9 protein-coding genes are annotated in these 17,588 nt (G+C 42.9%); 4 read left to right on the forward strand and 5 right to left on the reverse strand.

Going from position 1 to position 17,588, the window contains the following annotated elements; genetic code table 11:
- Positions 1 to 45: 45 nt before the first annotated feature.
- The 4 genes from RGQ13_RS02090 (at position 46) to RGQ13_RS02105 (ending at position 9,434) form a co-directional block, all read left to right on the forward strand.
- The gene (locus tag RGQ13_RS02090) at positions 46 to 897 is read left to right on the forward strand and encodes a DUF6807 family protein (protein WP_348391901.1); all 852 of its coding nucleotides are present in this window, start codon (positions 46 to 48) and stop codon (positions 895 to 897) included.
- Entirely contained in the window at positions 890 to 3,235 is a 2,346-nt protein-coding gene (locus tag RGQ13_RS02095) for a PVC-type heme-binding CxxCH protein (protein ID WP_348391902.1), read from the forward strand. The genes RGQ13_RS02090 and RGQ13_RS02095 overlap by 8 nt, the downstream gene beginning before the upstream one ends.
- 96 nt (positions 3,236 to 3,331) lie before the next feature.
- Complete coding sequence (locus RGQ13_RS02100; RefSeq protein WP_348391903.1) at positions 3,332 to 5,485, forward strand: right-handed parallel beta-helix repeat-containing protein; 2,154 nt, start codon at positions 3,332 to 3,334, stop codon at positions 5,483 to 5,485.
- Between the two features lie 136 nt (positions 5,486 to 5,621).
- Positions 5,622 to 9,434: a CBM96 family carbohydrate-binding protein gene (locus tag RGQ13_RS02105; protein ID WP_348391904.1), complete on the forward strand. Its 3,813-nt coding sequence runs from the start codon at positions 5,622 to 5,624 to the stop codon at positions 9,432 to 9,434.
- A 597-nt stretch (positions 9,435 to 10,031) separates the two neighbouring features.
- Here the strand turns inward: RGQ13_RS02105 and RGQ13_RS02110 are convergent.
- From RGQ13_RS02110 to RGQ13_RS02130, 5 genes are all read right to left on the reverse strand, one after another.
- Positions 10,032 to 12,536: a Calx-beta domain-containing protein gene (locus RGQ13_RS02110; protein WP_348391905.1), complete on the reverse strand. Its 2,505-nt coding sequence runs from the start codon at positions 12,534 to 12,536 to the stop codon at positions 10,032 to 10,034.
- A 9-nt stretch (positions 12,537 to 12,545) separates the two neighbouring features.
- On the reverse strand, positions 12,546 to 13,523 hold the full coding sequence (locus tag RGQ13_RS02115) for a carboxylesterase family protein (protein ID WP_348391906.1): 978 nt from the start codon (positions 13,521 to 13,523) through the stop codon (positions 12,546 to 12,548).
- Positions 13,524 to 13,669: 146 nt separating this feature from the next.
- On the reverse strand, positions 13,670 to 15,064 hold the full coding sequence (locus RGQ13_RS02120) for a hypothetical protein (protein ID WP_348391907.1): 1,395 nt from the start codon (positions 15,062 to 15,064) through the stop codon (positions 13,670 to 13,672).
- 78 nt (positions 15,065 to 15,142) lie between these two features.
- Positions 15,143 to 16,636, reverse strand: coding sequence for a hypothetical protein (locus tag RGQ13_RS02125; RefSeq protein ID WP_348391908.1), 1,494 nt, complete (start codon positions 16,634 to 16,636; stop codon positions 15,143 to 15,145).
- Positions 16,637 to 16,740: 104 nt separating this feature from the next.
- Positions 16,741 to 17,580 (reverse strand): sugar phosphate isomerase/epimerase family protein, encoded by an 840-nt coding sequence (locus RGQ13_RS02130; protein WP_348391909.1) that lies wholly within the window; start codon positions 17,578 to 17,580, stop codon positions 16,741 to 16,743.
- Positions 17,581 to 17,588: the final 8 nt, after the last annotated feature.

The raw sequence follows: 17,588 nt of genomic DNA on the forward strand, positions 1-17,588 counted from the left end.
AAGAAATTGATTCAGCTAAACAAACAGCTCAAGCTAAGCAAGATAATGATATTAGTTTTAGTACTTGTTTGTCCGACAGTATTTTCCGCTATTCACATGGAAAAACAAACGGATGGCGTGTGGATTTTAGAAGATAATCGTAAAATTTTCTTTTATCGTACCGACGGCAGTACCGGACCACTGAAAGAGGCAGGGCGTAATCATTATATTCATCCGTTAATGGCACCCGATGGTGTTACTGAGCTCACTTTGGATGCCCCTAGTGACCATCTGCATCACCGTGGATTATATTGGGGGTGGAGTGAGATTTTTGCTCATGATAAAAAAGTTGCTGATGGTTGGAAATTAAAGGATATCACTTGGCAAATTAAATCAGTTGTTTTCGAGCCTAAATCAAATACTTTAGAGATTAAAGTAAATTGGTTAACAGGCAAAACCAAAGAAGCAATCATCGCTGAGTATATGCGTATTAAGGTGTCAGATAGCAATAACGGTGAGCAGAACATTAGTTTTACTGTTGATTTAACTGCTTTAGTCGATGGCGTATCTATTGCGGGTGTTCAAAATAGCAAAGGATACGGCGGTTTTTCAGCACGTCTGATTAATACCCGAGATCTTAGTTTTGAAAGTGATGGCAAGAGCATAAAAGCGACTAAAGATCACCTTGAAGCCGGCGCATCGTTAACCTTCCAATATAGTGCCGATAGTGGACTTCCTAACTTAAAAGTAAGCTGTGCAGCTCAAGATAAGCCAGTTAACAAATGGATTTTGCGCAACAATAAAAGCATGCAAAATTGCGTATGGCCAGGACGCGAGCACTTGCCGCTGGAGAAGGGAGAGGTAACCTCGATAGCGGCAACGATAACATTATCCCAAGGATCTTATATTAATGACTAAAGTTAAATGGTTTTCACTTCTTTTATGTATTTTTTTGCTTGGCGCTTGTCAACATCATGAAGACGAAAACTCTGATGGAGAGCATGTTCATGGCGCTGGTTATGCTGATTGGATCAACGGCCCAACATCGGATCCTCTATCACCGGCAGATGCGCTAAAATCCTTTAATATTCAAAAAGGTTTAACCATTGAAACTTTTGCGGCAGAGCCTCTGGTACAAGATCCTGTCTTAATCAGCTTTGATGCAAAAGGTCGTGCCTGGGTTGCCGAAATGACCAATTTTATGCTGGATGTGGCTGGTACTGGGCAAACAAATCCCGAGGGCAATATCGTTATTGTTGAAGATACTGATGGCGATAACATTGCCGATAAGCGTACCGTATTTCTTAATAACATCGTTTTACCACGCACTATTGCCCATGTTAAAGGCGGCATATTGTTTGCTGATAATGAGTCGTTATATTTCGCGCCGAATGTAAATGATAAAGCTGGCAAGGTGGTGATGGTTGACCCAACTTTTGCCCAAGGTGGTAACGTTGAACATAAAACCAATGGCTTAGTGCTTGGGCCTGATAACTGGTTATATAACGCTGAAAGTGATAAGCGCTATCGGGTATATCCGCTATCACAAGAACTTCCTATTCACGCTAAAGAACTTTATCGTAACAAATATTGGAAAATTGCCTTAAGTAAAACCGATTATCGTGGTCAATGGGGCATTAGTACCGATGACTATGGCCGCTTATTTTACAACCGAAACTCATTCCCGATGATGACGGATAACTACCGCCCAAATATCGCCGCGAGAAATAAAAACTTCATCATAAAAGAGAAAATTCAAAGTAATGTTTCTGGTCGTGAGGTATACCCAAGTCGAGAAACTCCAGGTATTAACCGCGCTTACTATACTGGAAAGCTTGATGAAAATAACACTATGATGACGGCTGATGCTGCTAGTGGGCCGGTGATATTTAGAGGTACAGCCTTACAGGCATTATATGGACAAGCGATATTTCCTGAGCCTGCCGGACATCTGGTTAGCGCCATTCGTCTAAGCGATAGTGATGGTCAAGTAACGGGTAAGCCTTTTTATCATAAAACTGAACTGTTAACTTCTCAAGATGAACGCTTTAGACCGGTTAATACTCACACAGCGCCAGACGGTAGTCTGTTTATTGTCGATATGTATCGGGGCATAATCCAAGACAGAACCTATTTAACCCGCTATCTGTCGGAATATATTCTAAATAAAAAATTAGATGAAGGGGTTCATATGGGGCGTATCTATCGAGTACGTCAACAAGGATCAAGCTTAACCCCGATACGTGATCTCAGCGAACTTTCATCAAAAGCGCTAGTTGAAACCCTTAATGATGAAAACGGTTTCTATCGTGATACCGCAAGACGATTATTGATTGAACGCCAAGATAAAAGCATTATTACTGCTTTAGAGCAACTCGCGTTAAGCGCCGATAAAGATTATATGCAACTCGGCGCTTTATGGTCCTTAGAAGGCCTTGATGCCATTTCGGTTAATCTCTTAGCTCAACTTATTAAAGACCCATCAAATAAAGTAAAAGTGCATGCGATCCGCCACGGTGAAATGCTTAGCTCACAAGCTCAGCAAACACTGCTTACAGCTATCAAGCGTAACGGCTTATTAGAAAGTCATTCTTATGAGATTGCCGCTGAACTTATTGCTGCTTTACCTTTATATCAAACGCAAGACTCGTTACCACTTTTAGCTAGTTTAGCGGCAAAATGGCAAAAACAGCCGATGACCAATGCTATTGCTTTAAGCGGCTTAGAAGGAAAAGAGCAAGCATTTATCGCAAGTTTAACTGATATTAAAACTCAAGAAAAAATGAAGACCTTATTTGCGAAAAAGCCTAAGAAAGTAAAAGCAATGAAAACCCACTTAACAGGGACAGACCTTGATATTTATAAACGTGGTATGAAAATTTATAAATCTAAAGGTGCTTGTAATGGTTGTCATGGCACAAATGGTGAAGGTATTGCTTTTGCTGGCCCACCACTCGCAGAAAGTGAATGGGTTACCGGTTCGCCTGAGCGGCTTGCGGCTCTACTGTTAAACGGCCTGACAGGGCCAGTTCATGTTAAAGGAAAATTGTATGATCCCGGTATTGCTATGCCAGGCATTAAGGATAGCTTTGGTGTTTCACTTGCAGAAATGACCGCCTTAATGGCTTACTTACGCAATAGTTGGGGCAATAAAGGCAGCTTACTTACTATTACTGAAGTTTATAAAGTCGACGCGCAAACCAAAGACCGCAAAGGCCCTTATACTGAAGCAGAGTTAATAAGTGAGTTTGATTAATGAATTATTGCATTAACTAGCTGTTACAGGGCTGGAAAAATAATGCTTGTAACTTTACTTAAATAAAAAAAACTTATGAAATACGAAACGAAAATAATGAAACCATATTTTAGCATCAGACAGCTAGTGTCTCAGTGTTGTTTAATAGCAATTTGTACACTAATACCTAATGGACAAGTGTTTGCGCAAACCTATTATGTCTCACCATTGGGTGATAATAGTAACAGCGGTACTTCTGAGTTGCAGGCGCTACAATCTGTGCAACAAGGTATTAATAAGATGGAAGCTGGCGATAACTTAGTTGTGCTTGATGGTATTTATACTGGCACGCTCAAGCTTAAGTCGGGCATTACCATCAAGGCGAAAAATCCGAGAAAAGTTGTTTTTAGTGGCATTGAACCGCTCAATGCTCAGTTTGAGCTTTATAAGGGGAACATATACAAGACTGAGATTAACCCTCAAATTAAGGACGAGCTCAAGCAACTGTTCTATCAAGGTATGCCGATGACTTGGGCAAGATGGCCTAATGCCAGTTGGCAAGAAAACAGAATTCATGAGAAAAAATGGGCAACAGTCAAAGATGGCACTGGCCCAGGTGTGGTTAAATCTGATGAATTAGCGCAATTTGCAAATAAAAATTTAACTAATGCACAAATTTTTATTCGTTATGCTAAAGGTAATAGTAGCTATAGTCGCGCGATTAAATCGATTAAAGATGATGCGTTACTTTGGGATGATAAGAAATTTTATAGTAGCAAATTCACCGGCGAAGATGGGCGCAAGGGCTCAGTGGAAGCGCTAAAACATAAAAAGTTTAACAATAAAGATCACATCATTCATCCGAACAGAACGTTATTTTTTCTTGCTGGCTCGTTAGACTTGCTAGATGCGCCCGGTGAATGGTTTGTTAAAGACAATACTTTGTATTTTTATCCTCCTAAAACTGCTGATGGACAAGCACCTGATCTGTCTAAACTGTTTTATAAGACCACCGATTACACTTTTTCAGAGCAGCAAACCATTTCTGATTTGACGATTGAAGGGATAGATTTTTTAGCTACTTCTATTCAATTGCCATCAGAAAATAATCGCAATATAACCTTTAGGAACAGTCAGTTTAAATATATTGGTGCTGAGTTGTTATTTAAAGATCGAATGCATGTTAAAAAAGGTGCCGATAAGCCGCTTTATTTTGCCGGTACAAATATAAACTTTGATCGCTGCCTATTTGCTGGCGCACAAAATTCAGCATTGAAGTTAAGAGGCAGCGATCTAACGGTGAAAAATTCGGTTTTTATGGAAAACAACCGCCATGCTAATTTTGAAAGTAGGGCATTACTTATCGAAAATACTGGGTACTACAATATCACTCGTAATACCTTTTTTAATAACGGCTCTGACTCAATATACCTAAAATCTTGGTATGACCTAGGTAAAGAGAAAGCACCTTACTCGGAAGTATCCTATAACCATATTTTTAATGGCGGCAAATATAATACCGATGTTTCTGGCTTTTATATGCCTTCTAGATCGCAAGGCAATGCGCAAGTTCACCATAACTGGATGCACAATGTTATGTACGCCTATCGATTAGATTTGGCCGGTAAAGATTTGGCGTTACACCACAATGTGTTCTGGTCTTCTAAAAGAGGTATGAGCGTAGAGGGTTATGAAAATTTCAGTATTTATAATAATACCGCAATCCACAATCTTGAACCTAATGAAATTATCCGAAATGTGATGGATCACTCCAATATTAAAGGCAGTCAGGAGCTTGATTTTCCACCGATTGAAGACTGGAATGTGTTGAACAACCTCTTCGCACAATTCGTCGATCGAATTGGACCACGAGAAAGGATCAAGCAATTGGCACAAGGGCGAAAAGGCTTGCTTCACCCTGAACGTGCGAAGAGCTGGTTAATCCCTATTGTCGATAGAGGCGCCATGCAGGGTAATATCACTGGTTTTGATAACAGTATATTTGTTAACAGCGATTTAAATAACCTGAATTTAATGCCTAAAGCGAATGCAAATATTAATGGTGGTGTTAAGCAAAGCAAAGCACTAGCAGAGGCAGGAGTATTACAACTTAGCAGCTATCGAGGTGCATATGATATTAATGGCGAATACTGGTATCCGGGCAGTGATTGGATGCCCAATGGTTTACCTGTTATTAAAACCATGGCCGAGGCTGAGCAGTTTGCTAGAAAGTACAGCACCATTTCCATCGTGCCTGAAACAAATCTATAGGTGGCTGTCTGGAGCGGTCCACAATGTTAATAAACAAGATGTTTACTCGCTATAGCTTGGTTTTTGGATTTATGTGTTGTTTTCTGACACTGTTTTTTTTGATGTTTTAATAATAATTTAATAAATAGAAGACGTTATGAAGAATCTTAGTATTATATTTAGTATTGCCTGTCTAACAACACATATGGGGCTACAGGCAGCCGATTATTTTGTCGCCAGCGATGGACTCGATACCAATTCTGGCACCATTGAATCACCATTTCTTAGCATATCGAAAGCCACCGAGCTTGCTACAGCAGGAGATAATATTTATCTGCGTGGTGGTACCTACACACAAACCATCGATATTAGCGGGCTAACCGGCACCGCACAAGCGCCTATTACCATTAGCGCTTATCAAGATGAACAAGTACAATTTGATGGCACTAAAACAATCACTGAGCTTGGCGGAGGTACTTGGACACTAGCAACAACAGAGTTTCCTGGCACATCCAACATTTATAAAACCACACTAACAGAAGATACTTGGCAACTCTTTGTTGATAAAAAAATACAAATCCCTGCCCGTTGGCCCAATGCTAATACCCATCCAACCGACCCTATAGAGTGGCAACAAGATGGCTATGAGCAAGGAGAAGCAAGTGGCTATCTTGCCGTTGAAGGCAGCTGGTGGCATAAGCCGAGTACATGGGCTAATGCCGATGCTCCAGGTACCATAGGCGATCTTGGTGAAATAGGTTTGGGTTATAATCAGACAGAAAACAACCCAGGTACTAATGATGACCCCCATTTTGACCTTGCTGCTACCGGAAAAAGTTTTGCTGGTGGCACCTTAATATATTCTTTTCTCAGACAAGGCGGCGATGGCAACCAAGAACGACTTATTGAGACGCACGCTGCCAACACCAATATTTTAACTCACGCCGGATATACCGGGCCAGGCAAAAAGAAAGGTCACGCCGTTCAACATAAATATTTCATTATTGAGCATTTAGAAGCCCTAGATAAGGCTGGTGAATGGTATTACCTACCAGAGAGCAAAACCCTTTATTTATGGCCTGAAAATAATCAAAACCCTTCCAGCCTAAATGTTCATGGACGAGTAAAAACGCATCACCTCGTTGGTGCTGGCAAACATGTAACGATAAAAGGCCTTAATTTCTTTGCGGGCACTTTCCAACTAAGTGGTGACAACCTAAGCATACAAGATAGCCACTTTTCCTATCCGGATGCAACGAAACGTATCTTAGGCCTATATGCCGATAGAAGTGAATATGCTATGGACGATTACGGTAGTGTACTTACCTCAGGCGACCACTTCCTTTTTCAAAACAATATCTTTGAACACTCAGAAATGGGTATAGTGCTAGGAACAAATGTTGCCTTAGAAGGGCAATTTATTAACAATTTATTTCAGTATATTTCTATGTGGGGGTTTGGCAATAACGCGCTGATAGAATTTGCACCTAAATACGTTAGAAATACCGTCAGGTATAGTGGCATGCGTAGCCCATTTAAATCAACGGGCGCGGGCTTTGATGCAAGTTTGCGCGATCAAAGTTACAACCGGTTAAATCACTGGGGACTTTTGCAGGTTGATGACGGCTCGGGTTTACAAGTAGCCGGTGATTCCACCCAGCAAACGATTCGTAAGCATAACTGGTTTTTAAGAACCCCTATGTATGGTGCTCGTTGGGATGGTCAACCCGCTAATTTTGATGGGGTCAATCGTCACTCAGTCTCTATGGGCATGCGCGGTGGTTTCCAGGTGAAAGGGGATCGCCAATCCACTTACAATAATACCGCCTTTAATAGTGTCAGGGACATTGGTAAAAATATCAGTCAGCCCATAGAAATAGGCTTGTTCAAAAACGATATTATTGTTGTCTCCAATATCAATTATGGAGGTAATGACAACAGCATCACTCAGAATAATCTGGCCGATAGTATTGCCGGTGAACGTACAGGACATGTGGATGAGTACCCGATTCCGGGTACCCACAACCACAATTGGAACGGCTACCTCGAGTCTGGCTTGGTAGAAAATATGCTGGTTGACCCCGAAAATCTCGATTTTCGACCAAAAGCGGGTAGTCCAATGATAGATGCCGGCTTGATTATTCCTGGCATCACCGATGGTTATTTAGGCGCAGCGCCGGATATAGGGGCTTACGAGTACGGTAGTGATGAATATTGGATTGCTGGTTATCAAGCACCGCAAGCATCAACACCTATTCCTGGCGATGGTGCTGTAAATCAGCCGTTAACTCGTGATTTGATGTATTTACCGGGTTATGAAGCAGATGAGGTGAAAGTGTATTTTGGCACTGACATTGGTAGTTTGAGTTTGATTGCAACACGAAGCAACCCAGATAAAAATATCCTTGTTGCCGGGCAAGATTTCACCCTAAACTTTGAAGAAACTTATTATTGGCGCGTCGATACTATTTTAGCTGACAGCAGTATTATTACAGGAGATGTCTGGACATTTTCTACGTCAGGTACGCTAGCCAATGGGCTAATGCTGGCACCAGTACACGATACATTTGTTAATGGCAGTAATGGCACAGCTAACTACGGATCTGATGGCACAATGCGCATCCAAGGTGCTGGATACCTAGCTTATTTGAAATTTGACGTGTCGGGTATAGGCACTCGCACGGTAAATTCAGCGACCTTGAGACTAACCGCTAATAGCACAGATATTCCGGATACTTCAGTCTATTTGGTAACAGGTAGTTGGGATGAATCAAGCTTAAACTCGGATAACGATACATTAGTATGGGGACAAGAGTTAGACACGGTTTCATCAATCCTTGCAGATTCACCTGTTGATTTTAACGTGCTCAGCGCCATTAACGGCGATGGCACTTATTCGTTTGGTTTGAGTACCACAAGTCAAGTGAATGGATTGAAATATCTCAGTAAAGAAGGCAGTGTTTCACCTAAACTTATTATTCAATATGAAGGGATAGACAATACACCTCCTGTTTGGAACTCGACCTCTTTTTCTGTAGCAGACGGGTCAGAAAATGTGACATACAGTGGCGATATTGGAAGTGAAGTAAGTGATAATGAAGACGATGTTATCACTTATAGTAAAGTTTCTGGCCCTGCTTGGTTAGTGGTTAGTGGTAACGGTATATTAAGTGGTATGCCGGCAACATCAGACATCGGCTCAAATGTCTTTACGATTAGAGCCTCTGATTTTAATAGTGGGTCAAGTGATGTTTTGATGACGATTAACGTACTAGCCACCCCCTCATCGTTTTGGATTGCGGCGTCTTTTGTTGCAACAGACGCCACAGCAACCGAGACATACAGTGGCAATATCTCAGATCAAGCAAGCGATGAAAGAGATGATAATACTTTCAGTAAAGTTTCAGGCCCCGACTGGTTATCTGTAAATAGTGACGGTAGCTTGTTTGGTTCTCCGGCAGAGTTGGACACCGGCGCAAATAGTTTCATTGTCAGGGCCTCTGGTTTAGATGGTGCGGCAAGTGATGCATCGATGACTATTAACGTGCTAGCCAACCCCCCACCGGTTTGGAATTCGGCGTCTTTTGTTGCAGCAGACGCCACAGCAACCCAGACATACAGTGGCAATATCGGGGATCAAGCAAGTGATACCAGCAATGTTATTGCTTTCAGTAAGGTTTCAGGCCCCGACTGGTTATCTGTAGCTAGTGACGGTAGCTTATCTGGCTCTGCACAAACATCAGATACAGGCGAAAATAGTTTCATTGTTAGAGCCACTGATTTATATGGTGCGTCAAGTGATGCATCGATGACGATTAACGTAAAAAGTGTTGATGCAAGCTGTAATGCAGGTGAATGTTCTGATAATAGTTCTAGTGATAGCTCAAGCGGAGGTTCTATGGGAGTATTTGTAATAATGTTCTTAATAATACTATCTGTTCATCGTTTTTATACCAAACGGATTAATTAATCGGCCAACTTAAAGCCCCTAAGGCCGAGTACCTAATAAAAAGTAAAGGCTTATATATTGCGTTTCCCTACATGGATGTAGGGTAGGTGACAGTACAGGAGCACACTGTCTTTATTGATTTTGACAAGGTTGCCATAGGGATGTGGCTCATTAGAACAACGAATTAGTGCTAGGACGCACGTAAGTATAATAATGCAGGAGCAAATATCGGCGACGCAGTTGTCGTGAATAACCATTCTCGGCTTTGTCTCCTGAGTCGCTCTCGGCGTTTGTTCCTGACAGCACTCTACCTCCGATATCCGTATCATCGTAACTCCACCATCCATGGAGTCGTCTTCAATCAATGCCTCGTCTACATGGATGTAAGTGCTTAGGTTTAGTCTGGAACTATGAACCTGTGCCTCTAAGCCTTTTATACCAATTGAATTAAGTATGTGACCTATTTTTCGGTGAAAAAAAATGCATAAATACCAAGCTTGAAATTTTATAGGTAGTTGTTCTACCTATAAATTTTATAACGCAGTAGTTATTCATTTTAGCCAGCGAAAATGATCGGAGAATTAATTCACTTGGTACTACACCCGATCTCCGGATTATTCAGACACCTAACATGCGACGACGAACAATCAAGAGCATAGCTATCATTAACCAATAATCGAACGAGCCACCACTGGATGAATTCGAGTCATCGTCATTACTCGCTGGAACATCATTATCAATAATGGAAACATTTGCCGTTTGATTGTTGCCTAATGTGGCACTTATTGGATTAGATAAAATCACACTAAAAGTTTCAGTATTTTCATCTAAGGTATCATCAGTGATATCGATGTTAATGGTTTGACTCATTTCGCCGTTACTGAAATAAAGGGTGCCATCAGTCACTGAGTAATCATTGCCGTTGATCCCGCTGCCATTGGCCACGGCATAATCCACACTTACATCCCCATAATCACCATCGATTCGTTGAACCGTGATGGTTACACTGCCAGCACTTTCATTAACGGAATAACTTTCACCGCTAAACTGTAAAATACCTGCTGGCGGTACCGCGTCAATATCAATGATGGTGACAGTTGCTGTGGATGGATTTCCAAGTGTCGCATCACCCACTAGATTCGATAAGCTAATGTTAAAGGTTTCATCGCCTTCATAAGTTGAATCATCAACAATATTAATGATGATTTGTTTTGATATCTCACCATCAGTAAAAGTTAAAGTGCCTGCTTGATATTCATAATCTGATGTTGCTGTTGCAGTTCCGTCCTGTAATGAATAGTCAACCTTTAGCTCACCATATTCACCATCAGTTCGAGTGACAGTGATGAGTACTGAATCTTCATTTTCTGACACCAGATAGTCGATTGAGCCAAAGTTTATTTGACCTGCATCAGGTATCTCTCCCTCATTGTTGCTTTCGACTACTTTGTAGATCCATTCTGCCAAGTTCGGCATTCTTACGCCAGTATCAGTACCATCTCTTGAATCTAATTCCCAGTGGCCATCTATCCATACTTGCTCAATTTGATCATACGGGTCTTCGTAACCAATTGCTGATGGATGTTCTTTTATTGCTTTAAAAAATGTCCCTCGGCTTCCGGCCTGCCAATTAGCGCTAGCATGATCAAAAGCGTCCAGGGCACTATGGGAGTTGTCGTTTGGGTAAAGATCGGGATGGCCATGGACAACAGGTATAGCAACGTTTGCAAGAAGTTCCTGATCTTGCAGGTTCACGCTCTGGCCTTCGTTTCGGTATAAATTCCACTGCCATAACCCCTTGATACCAGCTACTTTTTGCTTATACGTAATATCATTCATTATTATGCCGCCAGCAGAGCCGCCCCCTAAAAATATCTGATCAGGGTTAATTTTGTACTTTTCTTTATTTGTTTTAAGGAACTCTAGCAGGGCAACCACATCATTTATCGCGTCAGTTATGCCTTCAGAGGTTCCACCGTGTAAGCGATAGTTTGTATCAACATAAACCACATTATCATTTTGAAGTAGCGGTCCCGAAAGAACCATTCTCCTTTTACTCCCGCCGGTAAAACCTCCACCATGAGCATAAACATATACAGGGAAGGGGCCAACGCCATCTGGAACCCAAACATCAAATAACTGATTATCACCTACGTTTGAGACACCCGAAGGCAATTTGTCGGGATCTACTAAAACCTCAGGACCATATGCTTCGTTGGGGAAGGTAGGCTCTCCGCCTTCCTGCCAAAACCAGTCTATCTGATCTGCTGTAACCCAGTCTTCCGGTTGGTGTGAAAGAGTAAACTCTAGCATAAAATCCACCAACTCCACGGCACTATACACTTCTTGGCCCCCCGCATTATGACCCGCCCCTGAATAGGACCTATAATCTACATTCTCATTCCCCAATGCCTCCAAATGGTCCGCAAAAGCTTTCACTTTTGTCGCACGCTGGGCACTGTCATTATCAGCGCTGCCTACCGCCGTCCAAATCGGTAAATTCTCAAGCATCGTCAAATCGTGGGTTTCTCTATACGAACTAAAGCCCGTAGGAGCCGCCGCCGCAAAACGATCCCCCGATTGACGGATCCAATCATAAGTACCGCCCCCGCCTCTGCTGTAGCCCATCACATACACACGATGCTTATCAATATCAGAAAAATTTTCCAACACATAATCAAGCATCTTATCAAGGGTGTCCGGCTCCCAGCCTTCGTGAATGCTAGGATCAAGAAACATGACTTCCTTATCCACAAGCTCCGCCAAATTCCAGCCCCGCGGCACATCCATCCCAAGCTGCGTTTCCAAATTCAAGTTTTGAAAACTCTCTCCTCCACCATGCAAAGAAATAATCAACGGCAGCTTCCCCGAACTTTGTCTAGGCCGCGTCACAAAAGCAAATTTATCTATTTTTCCAAGTTGATTATGTAAGTCACTAGGCCACTCAAAAAGCTCCAGCTCAACATTCGAAAGCCCCGCATTAATCCCCGCTAGCGTCTCAGCAAGTTCCGCTTCGGAGGCTTGAACAGCATGCACATTAACGCCAAACATAAGTATTCCTATAAACGCTAGCAGTTTATTTATCGTCTTGCGGCTTAACCCGCTTGTTTTAAAAATACTCATAATTATTCTCTATTGTTTATGTCGCTTAAACCCTAGCATCCAATCCACTAGTTCCACTGTACTAAACACTGCTTTGCTTCCCGAGCGATGATCTGCCCCTTCAAACTCCGTATGCTTCACGTTCATATTTCCCGCCGCGTTCAATCGCTTAACCATTTTTCTAATTCCAGCGGGGTTCTTGCCATCATCGCCGCCCGCCATGCCCCAAATCGGCAACTTGGCAAGCTTCTTCACATCGTCCTTAGCACTGCCACCTGTAAAACCAGTAGGTGCTGCCGCAGCAAAACGATCCGCCGATTGATTGATCCATCTCCAAGTCGCGCCACCCCCTGCGCTGTAGCCCATCACATACACACGATCCTTATCAATCTCTGGGAAGGTTTCCAACACATAATCAAGCATGGTATCGAGGGAATCCGCAACCCAACGTTCCGCCGTGTTAGGATCGAGCACAATCAGCCCCTTGCCCGCAAGCTCCGCCAAATCATACCCCCGCTTCATCCCCATCTCAGCCGAAATGTCAAGCTGCTGTTGAAAATTCTTGTCCCACCAACGCTGTCCTCCACCATGCAAATTAATAAGCAACGGCAGCTTGCCTTCAATCTTCTGAACAGGCCGAGTCACAATTGCAAGTTTCGTCATTTTTCCAAGTTTCGCATGTAACTCACTAGGCCATTCAAAAAGCTCCATCTCAACATTCTTAAACCGCGCATTCATGCCTGCCAGCGTCTGGTTAAGTTTCTCATCTCCAGCCTGCGTAGGTTGCGGTGCTGCGGACGGGTGCGTATTCCTCTTCCTGGATTGGCGTAACTGTTGGAGCTCTTTCGTGTCCAGTTTGCCGTCCTTATTTGTGTCCGCGTCAGGAAAGCGTTTGAGTATTTGCGCCAGTTTCTCTTCTGAGGGCTGTTGCGCTTGTGCATTCGAAAAGGGCGCCGTCGCCAATAGAGCTAGGATCACGAAGAGTAGTGTGGTGTGTTGTTTGTTCATGGTTGTATGACTCCTTATTTCAAATATTCATCAAAAAAATATATCGCTTTTTAATGTGTGTGGACTAAACGTTGCCACATGTTTGTCAAACGGTTCTGGTGTATTGGAATCGCACAAACGCTCTGAATCGAGCATTTTGAATTCACTTAATTTGTCAAATTGGTATTAGGTGTCAGTTTGAAAGTGGTTATTTGGCCTTCACTGTCAGCTCCGCCCATGTCTTCGGAATGAAAGCTAACAAAACAGTATAAGGCTCCGTCGACTTCAATAAAGTTTGAAGCACCCATGCTGGTAGGATCTGCATGAGTTAAACCATTAATGTCGCCACCACCATTTGCTGTTTTAACCGCTTGATAAATTTCAGCTGGATCAAGTGCCACATCAAAAATAACTTGGTTGTTAGCACCTCGTACCACGTCCCAATCATCCCAGTTAGCAGATGACGTATCTAACATCACTCGGTAAAGGTGGTTGTAGGGATCATCAATACCGAAAATCTTTTTAGTATCACCTCTAACCCAGAAAAACACTTCGAGTAAGCTATTAGAGCGTTGAAAAATACCAACATGATTTACTCGGTCATTTTTACCGTTTGAGCTAATGACTTTTCCCGGATGTGGGTTGTTTGGATGAGTAGCAAACTCACTGCTGGCAAACCAAGTAGCTATCGCTGAATGGTATATTTTTGCGTTTTTACGGACTTGTTTGTTATATAAATCATTGGCTTTTGTTTGGCTAACCCATTGGTGGCCAAAAGGGGCTCTTTTGTTGATTTGCCACGGAGCACTTTGCGATTTAGGCTGTTGTAATAAACCTTTTCTGCTGATTGTAAACACCTTGTCGTTGATAAAGAAAAAACGTGCATAGGGCTTCATCATATAAACGGTACGGGTTATGTCTCCATGCTGTGCTTCTATAGGGCCATAACCCTTAATACCACCGCCGGTTTCAGCATCATTAAAATTAAGGCCGTTAGGACTAAAAGCGATAGCGTTTCCATGGTAAGCTTCGGCGGTTTTCCCCTTAGATGTTAATTTTTTTTTAAGTTTGCCATGAAATGACATAATAAAACGTTGCTGCTCTTCATCAATAAAAACATCAGGGGAGGCAAGGTGTTTCCAAGTATTATCACCTTGATTACGATCAGTATCTGCAGTGAAATCCAGAACCCCTTTACGTGAATCTGAAACATTATAGGGTGTCCATGGTCCTTCAATATGCTTAGCCCATTTCATTTTGATCGCCATGCCGTGATGCTCTCCATAATATAAGTAATACTTGGCATCGGGGTGGGCTCTATTTTCTTTAGTAACCCATTGGGGTACTTTGATCACACTTGGGAAGGTTTGATCGTCTTCCCCTTCAGATTGAGACACTACCAACTTACCATCACTAACTAACTGCCACTGGTAGCCATCAGCTAAAGCTGAGGCTTCGAGCGAAGCAGCAGCTCTGCTCGCTTGAGGTTTTGATGGCTGAGAATTATCAGTGCTTACACAAGCTGATAAAACGATACTCGATAATAAGATAAGATATTTCATAACTACTGTGGTTACTCGTTATTTTCTGAAAAATGTCCACTGCACAACAGCCAACATAGCCGGCAGCATGCATCCAGTTTACGGGTTAAGGGGAAGTTCCACTCGCGTATAAGGGCTTGAAAGATAATGTTTGTAGCCGTTAACCTTGAGTCCATGATTACTGAAGAAATCAATTCGGGAAAAACCTTGCTGTAATTCAATATCAGCGGTCCAAACACCGGTCTTGGCGTCAAATTCCATCTCCATCGATTGCTCTTCAGGGATTGGCGCGTGCAAGAAGGGGGCAGAGCCTTCAGGAGCGCGGTCATACATCCACCATATACGTCCGTTTATCGGCTGAGTGCCTTGCTCAAAACGCACACTAACATTTAGCTTGTTCTGGTTGACTTTATGGCTCGACGTTGGAGGCTTCAGCAAAGACTCGCCGCCAAAGAAATGCTGCCACAGGAAAGCTTCTTTATTCTGTTCGTCTTTTTCCGAGTCGTCATGCGGCGTTTGATCATGTCCGCCATTGGGTTCGTAATAGACAGGCAACTGAGCATGGTTTTGCGCTCCCCAGAGAATATCATAGGCAACATAGTCGTGTGTTCCTGGCTGGAAAAAGATATCAACGTCGCGCTTCATCAGTTGGTCCCAATGCTTGGTTATGTACAGCTTGGATCCAAAGCAATTCTGCAAATTCTGTAATTCGTCCATGGATTTTCCCGCTTTCTGCGCCCTCTTATACATACTGCGCTTACCTGCCACCATAACGCTCTGATACCATTTCGCGCGTTTTTGCTTCAGCGCTATATCGCCGGCCTTAACAGCCTTGAAGAATGCGTTATTTGCAGCATCCACTTTATCCACTTCTTGCCTATCGCCGCTACGAGTCGGCGAAAAGTAAGCAAACGCATGGTCTGAGTGTGTCGCGGTAAAACGCTCGTCGTTGATCAAGGCGACCGCAGGCGATATGCCGTTCTTAGAGCTACCCGAACCGGCCACTTTACCTTTTTCAAAATACTCGGTTTCCGCATAAGCGGCGGTTGTGGCTCTCATTAACGTCATCGGCCAAATCCAAACCGTTGTGTATCGCGGATTAAGTTCTTTTATAAACAGACGCTCCATTTTTCCTTGCAGGCCCTTTTTACCCGGAATCGCTCTGGGGGCCTTGACATGTGTTTTAACGATACCAACGCCACCTGCCAGCAGTTTTGCCTCAAAGTCGCTAGGTTTCGAACCTTTCATCAATCCTTCATATGGATTTGCGCCTGTAATATGAAAGCCTTTAGCTTTGCCTTTAAGCGGCACTATCATGCGCACGGGGATCCGATAGTCTTGCCCTGGCGCCCATTCGGCGACATTAATTTCGATCAGCTTCTGGCGTGTTGTGCCTGTCAGCTTGTCTACGTGCCAATCTTTCAAGACCTTTATATTCAGTGTGCTTTCGTCAAGGATCTCTGCGCTATTGAACAACTCGCATTGGCCAGCAGAATTTTGTGTATCATTGGCGGCAGATACTGCGATTGTCATAAAGGCCGAGAGCAGGGCCAGTGATGCTGTTATGCCAATTCGATACTTTTTAATTTTCATGATCTTTTCCTTGCAGCACTTGATGTCACTTAGTGCATCGTTGTTATTATTTAAAGGCTAAGTAGTTAAGATATTTCAAATCATATAAACACAAGAAGTTTTGCTTAAACCACACTTTGATGACGTTCAATACAGGTTTGTAAAACGATTTCAGGATCTTTTTTCCACCAGTTATTTTCTGAAAAAATTTCTACTTCACAACAGCCATCATAACCAGCCGCTTCCATCCAGCCGCGAATTTTTTTCAATTCAACAATGCCTTCACCCATCATACCGCGATCAGTGAGCATGTCGTTGGTTGGTACCAGCCAATCACACACATGATAAGCAAGTAGTTGTTTGTTTTTACCCGCTCGAATAATTTGTTGTTCTAAATCTGGATCCCACCACAGGTGGTAAACATCGGCGGCAACGCCAGTGCCTTCGCCAAGACGGTCACAAATATCGAGTGCTTGTTTCATCGTATTGACGCACGCTCTATCGGCAGCATACATAGGATGTAACGGTTCAATGGCCAGTGGCATATTGTTTGAACGGGCATGTTCAAGTATCGCACTCATACCATCAAATACTTGATTGCGAGCACCAGCGATATCACGAGAGCCAGCTGGCATACCGCCAACGACTAGTACTAAACATTCAGCGCCAAGCACAACCGCTTCATCGATTGCTTTGCGATTGTCATCAATATTCGCTTGTAAACCTTTTGCATCGGCAGCAGGAAACATACCGCCACGACAAAGACCAGTTACTCTAAGGCCGGCACCTTTAATTCGTCTGGCCGCTTCATCTAAACCACAAGCGGCAACTTGATCGCGCCAAGGTGAGATAGCACCAATTTGATGGCGTTCACAGCCATCGATTATTTGCTTTAAGTCCCACTGCATTTTCACCGTAGCGGTGTTTAATGAAAGTAGGGCAGTGTCACTTGATAAGTCGCGCATAACTTTAT

Origin of the sequence: Thalassotalea psychrophila (genome assembly GCF_031583595.1) — a bacterium.
In the GTDB taxonomy this organism is placed as follows: Bacteria; Pseudomonadota; Gammaproteobacteria; order Enterobacterales; family Alteromonadaceae; genus Thalassotalea_A; species Thalassotalea_A psychrophila.

Coding starts and splice junctions, on each gene's coding strand:
- RGQ13_RS02090 (WP_348391901.1), top strand. CDS start 46: ATGATATTAGTTTTAGTACTTGTTTGTCCGACAGTATTTTCCGCTATT.
- RGQ13_RS02130 (WP_348391909.1), bottom strand. CDS start 17,580: ATGCGCGACTTATCAAGTGACACTGCCCTACTTTCATTAAACACCGCT.
- RGQ13_RS02120 (WP_348391907.1), bottom strand. CDS start 15,064: ATGAAATATCTTATCTTATTATCGAGTATCGTTTTATCAGCTTGTGTA.
- RGQ13_RS02100 (WP_348391903.1), top strand. CDS start 3,332: ATGAAACCATATTTTAGCATCAGACAGCTAGTGTCTCAGTGTTGTTTA.
- RGQ13_RS02110 (WP_348391905.1), bottom strand. CDS start 12,536: ATGAGTATTTTTAAAACAAGCGGGTTAAGCCGCAAGACGATAAATAAA.
- RGQ13_RS02095 (WP_348391902.1), top strand. CDS start 890: ATGACTAAAGTTAAATGGTTTTCACTTCTTTTATGTATTTTTTTGCTT.
- RGQ13_RS02115 (WP_348391906.1), bottom strand. CDS start 13,523: ATGAACAAACAACACACCACACTACTCTTCGTGATCCTAGCTCTATTG.
- RGQ13_RS02125 (WP_348391908.1), bottom strand. CDS start 16,636: ATGAAAATTAAAAAGTATCGAATTGGCATAACAGCATCACTGGCCCTG.
- RGQ13_RS02105 (WP_348391904.1), top strand. CDS start 5,622: ATGAAGAATCTTAGTATTATATTTAGTATTGCCTGTCTAACAACACAT.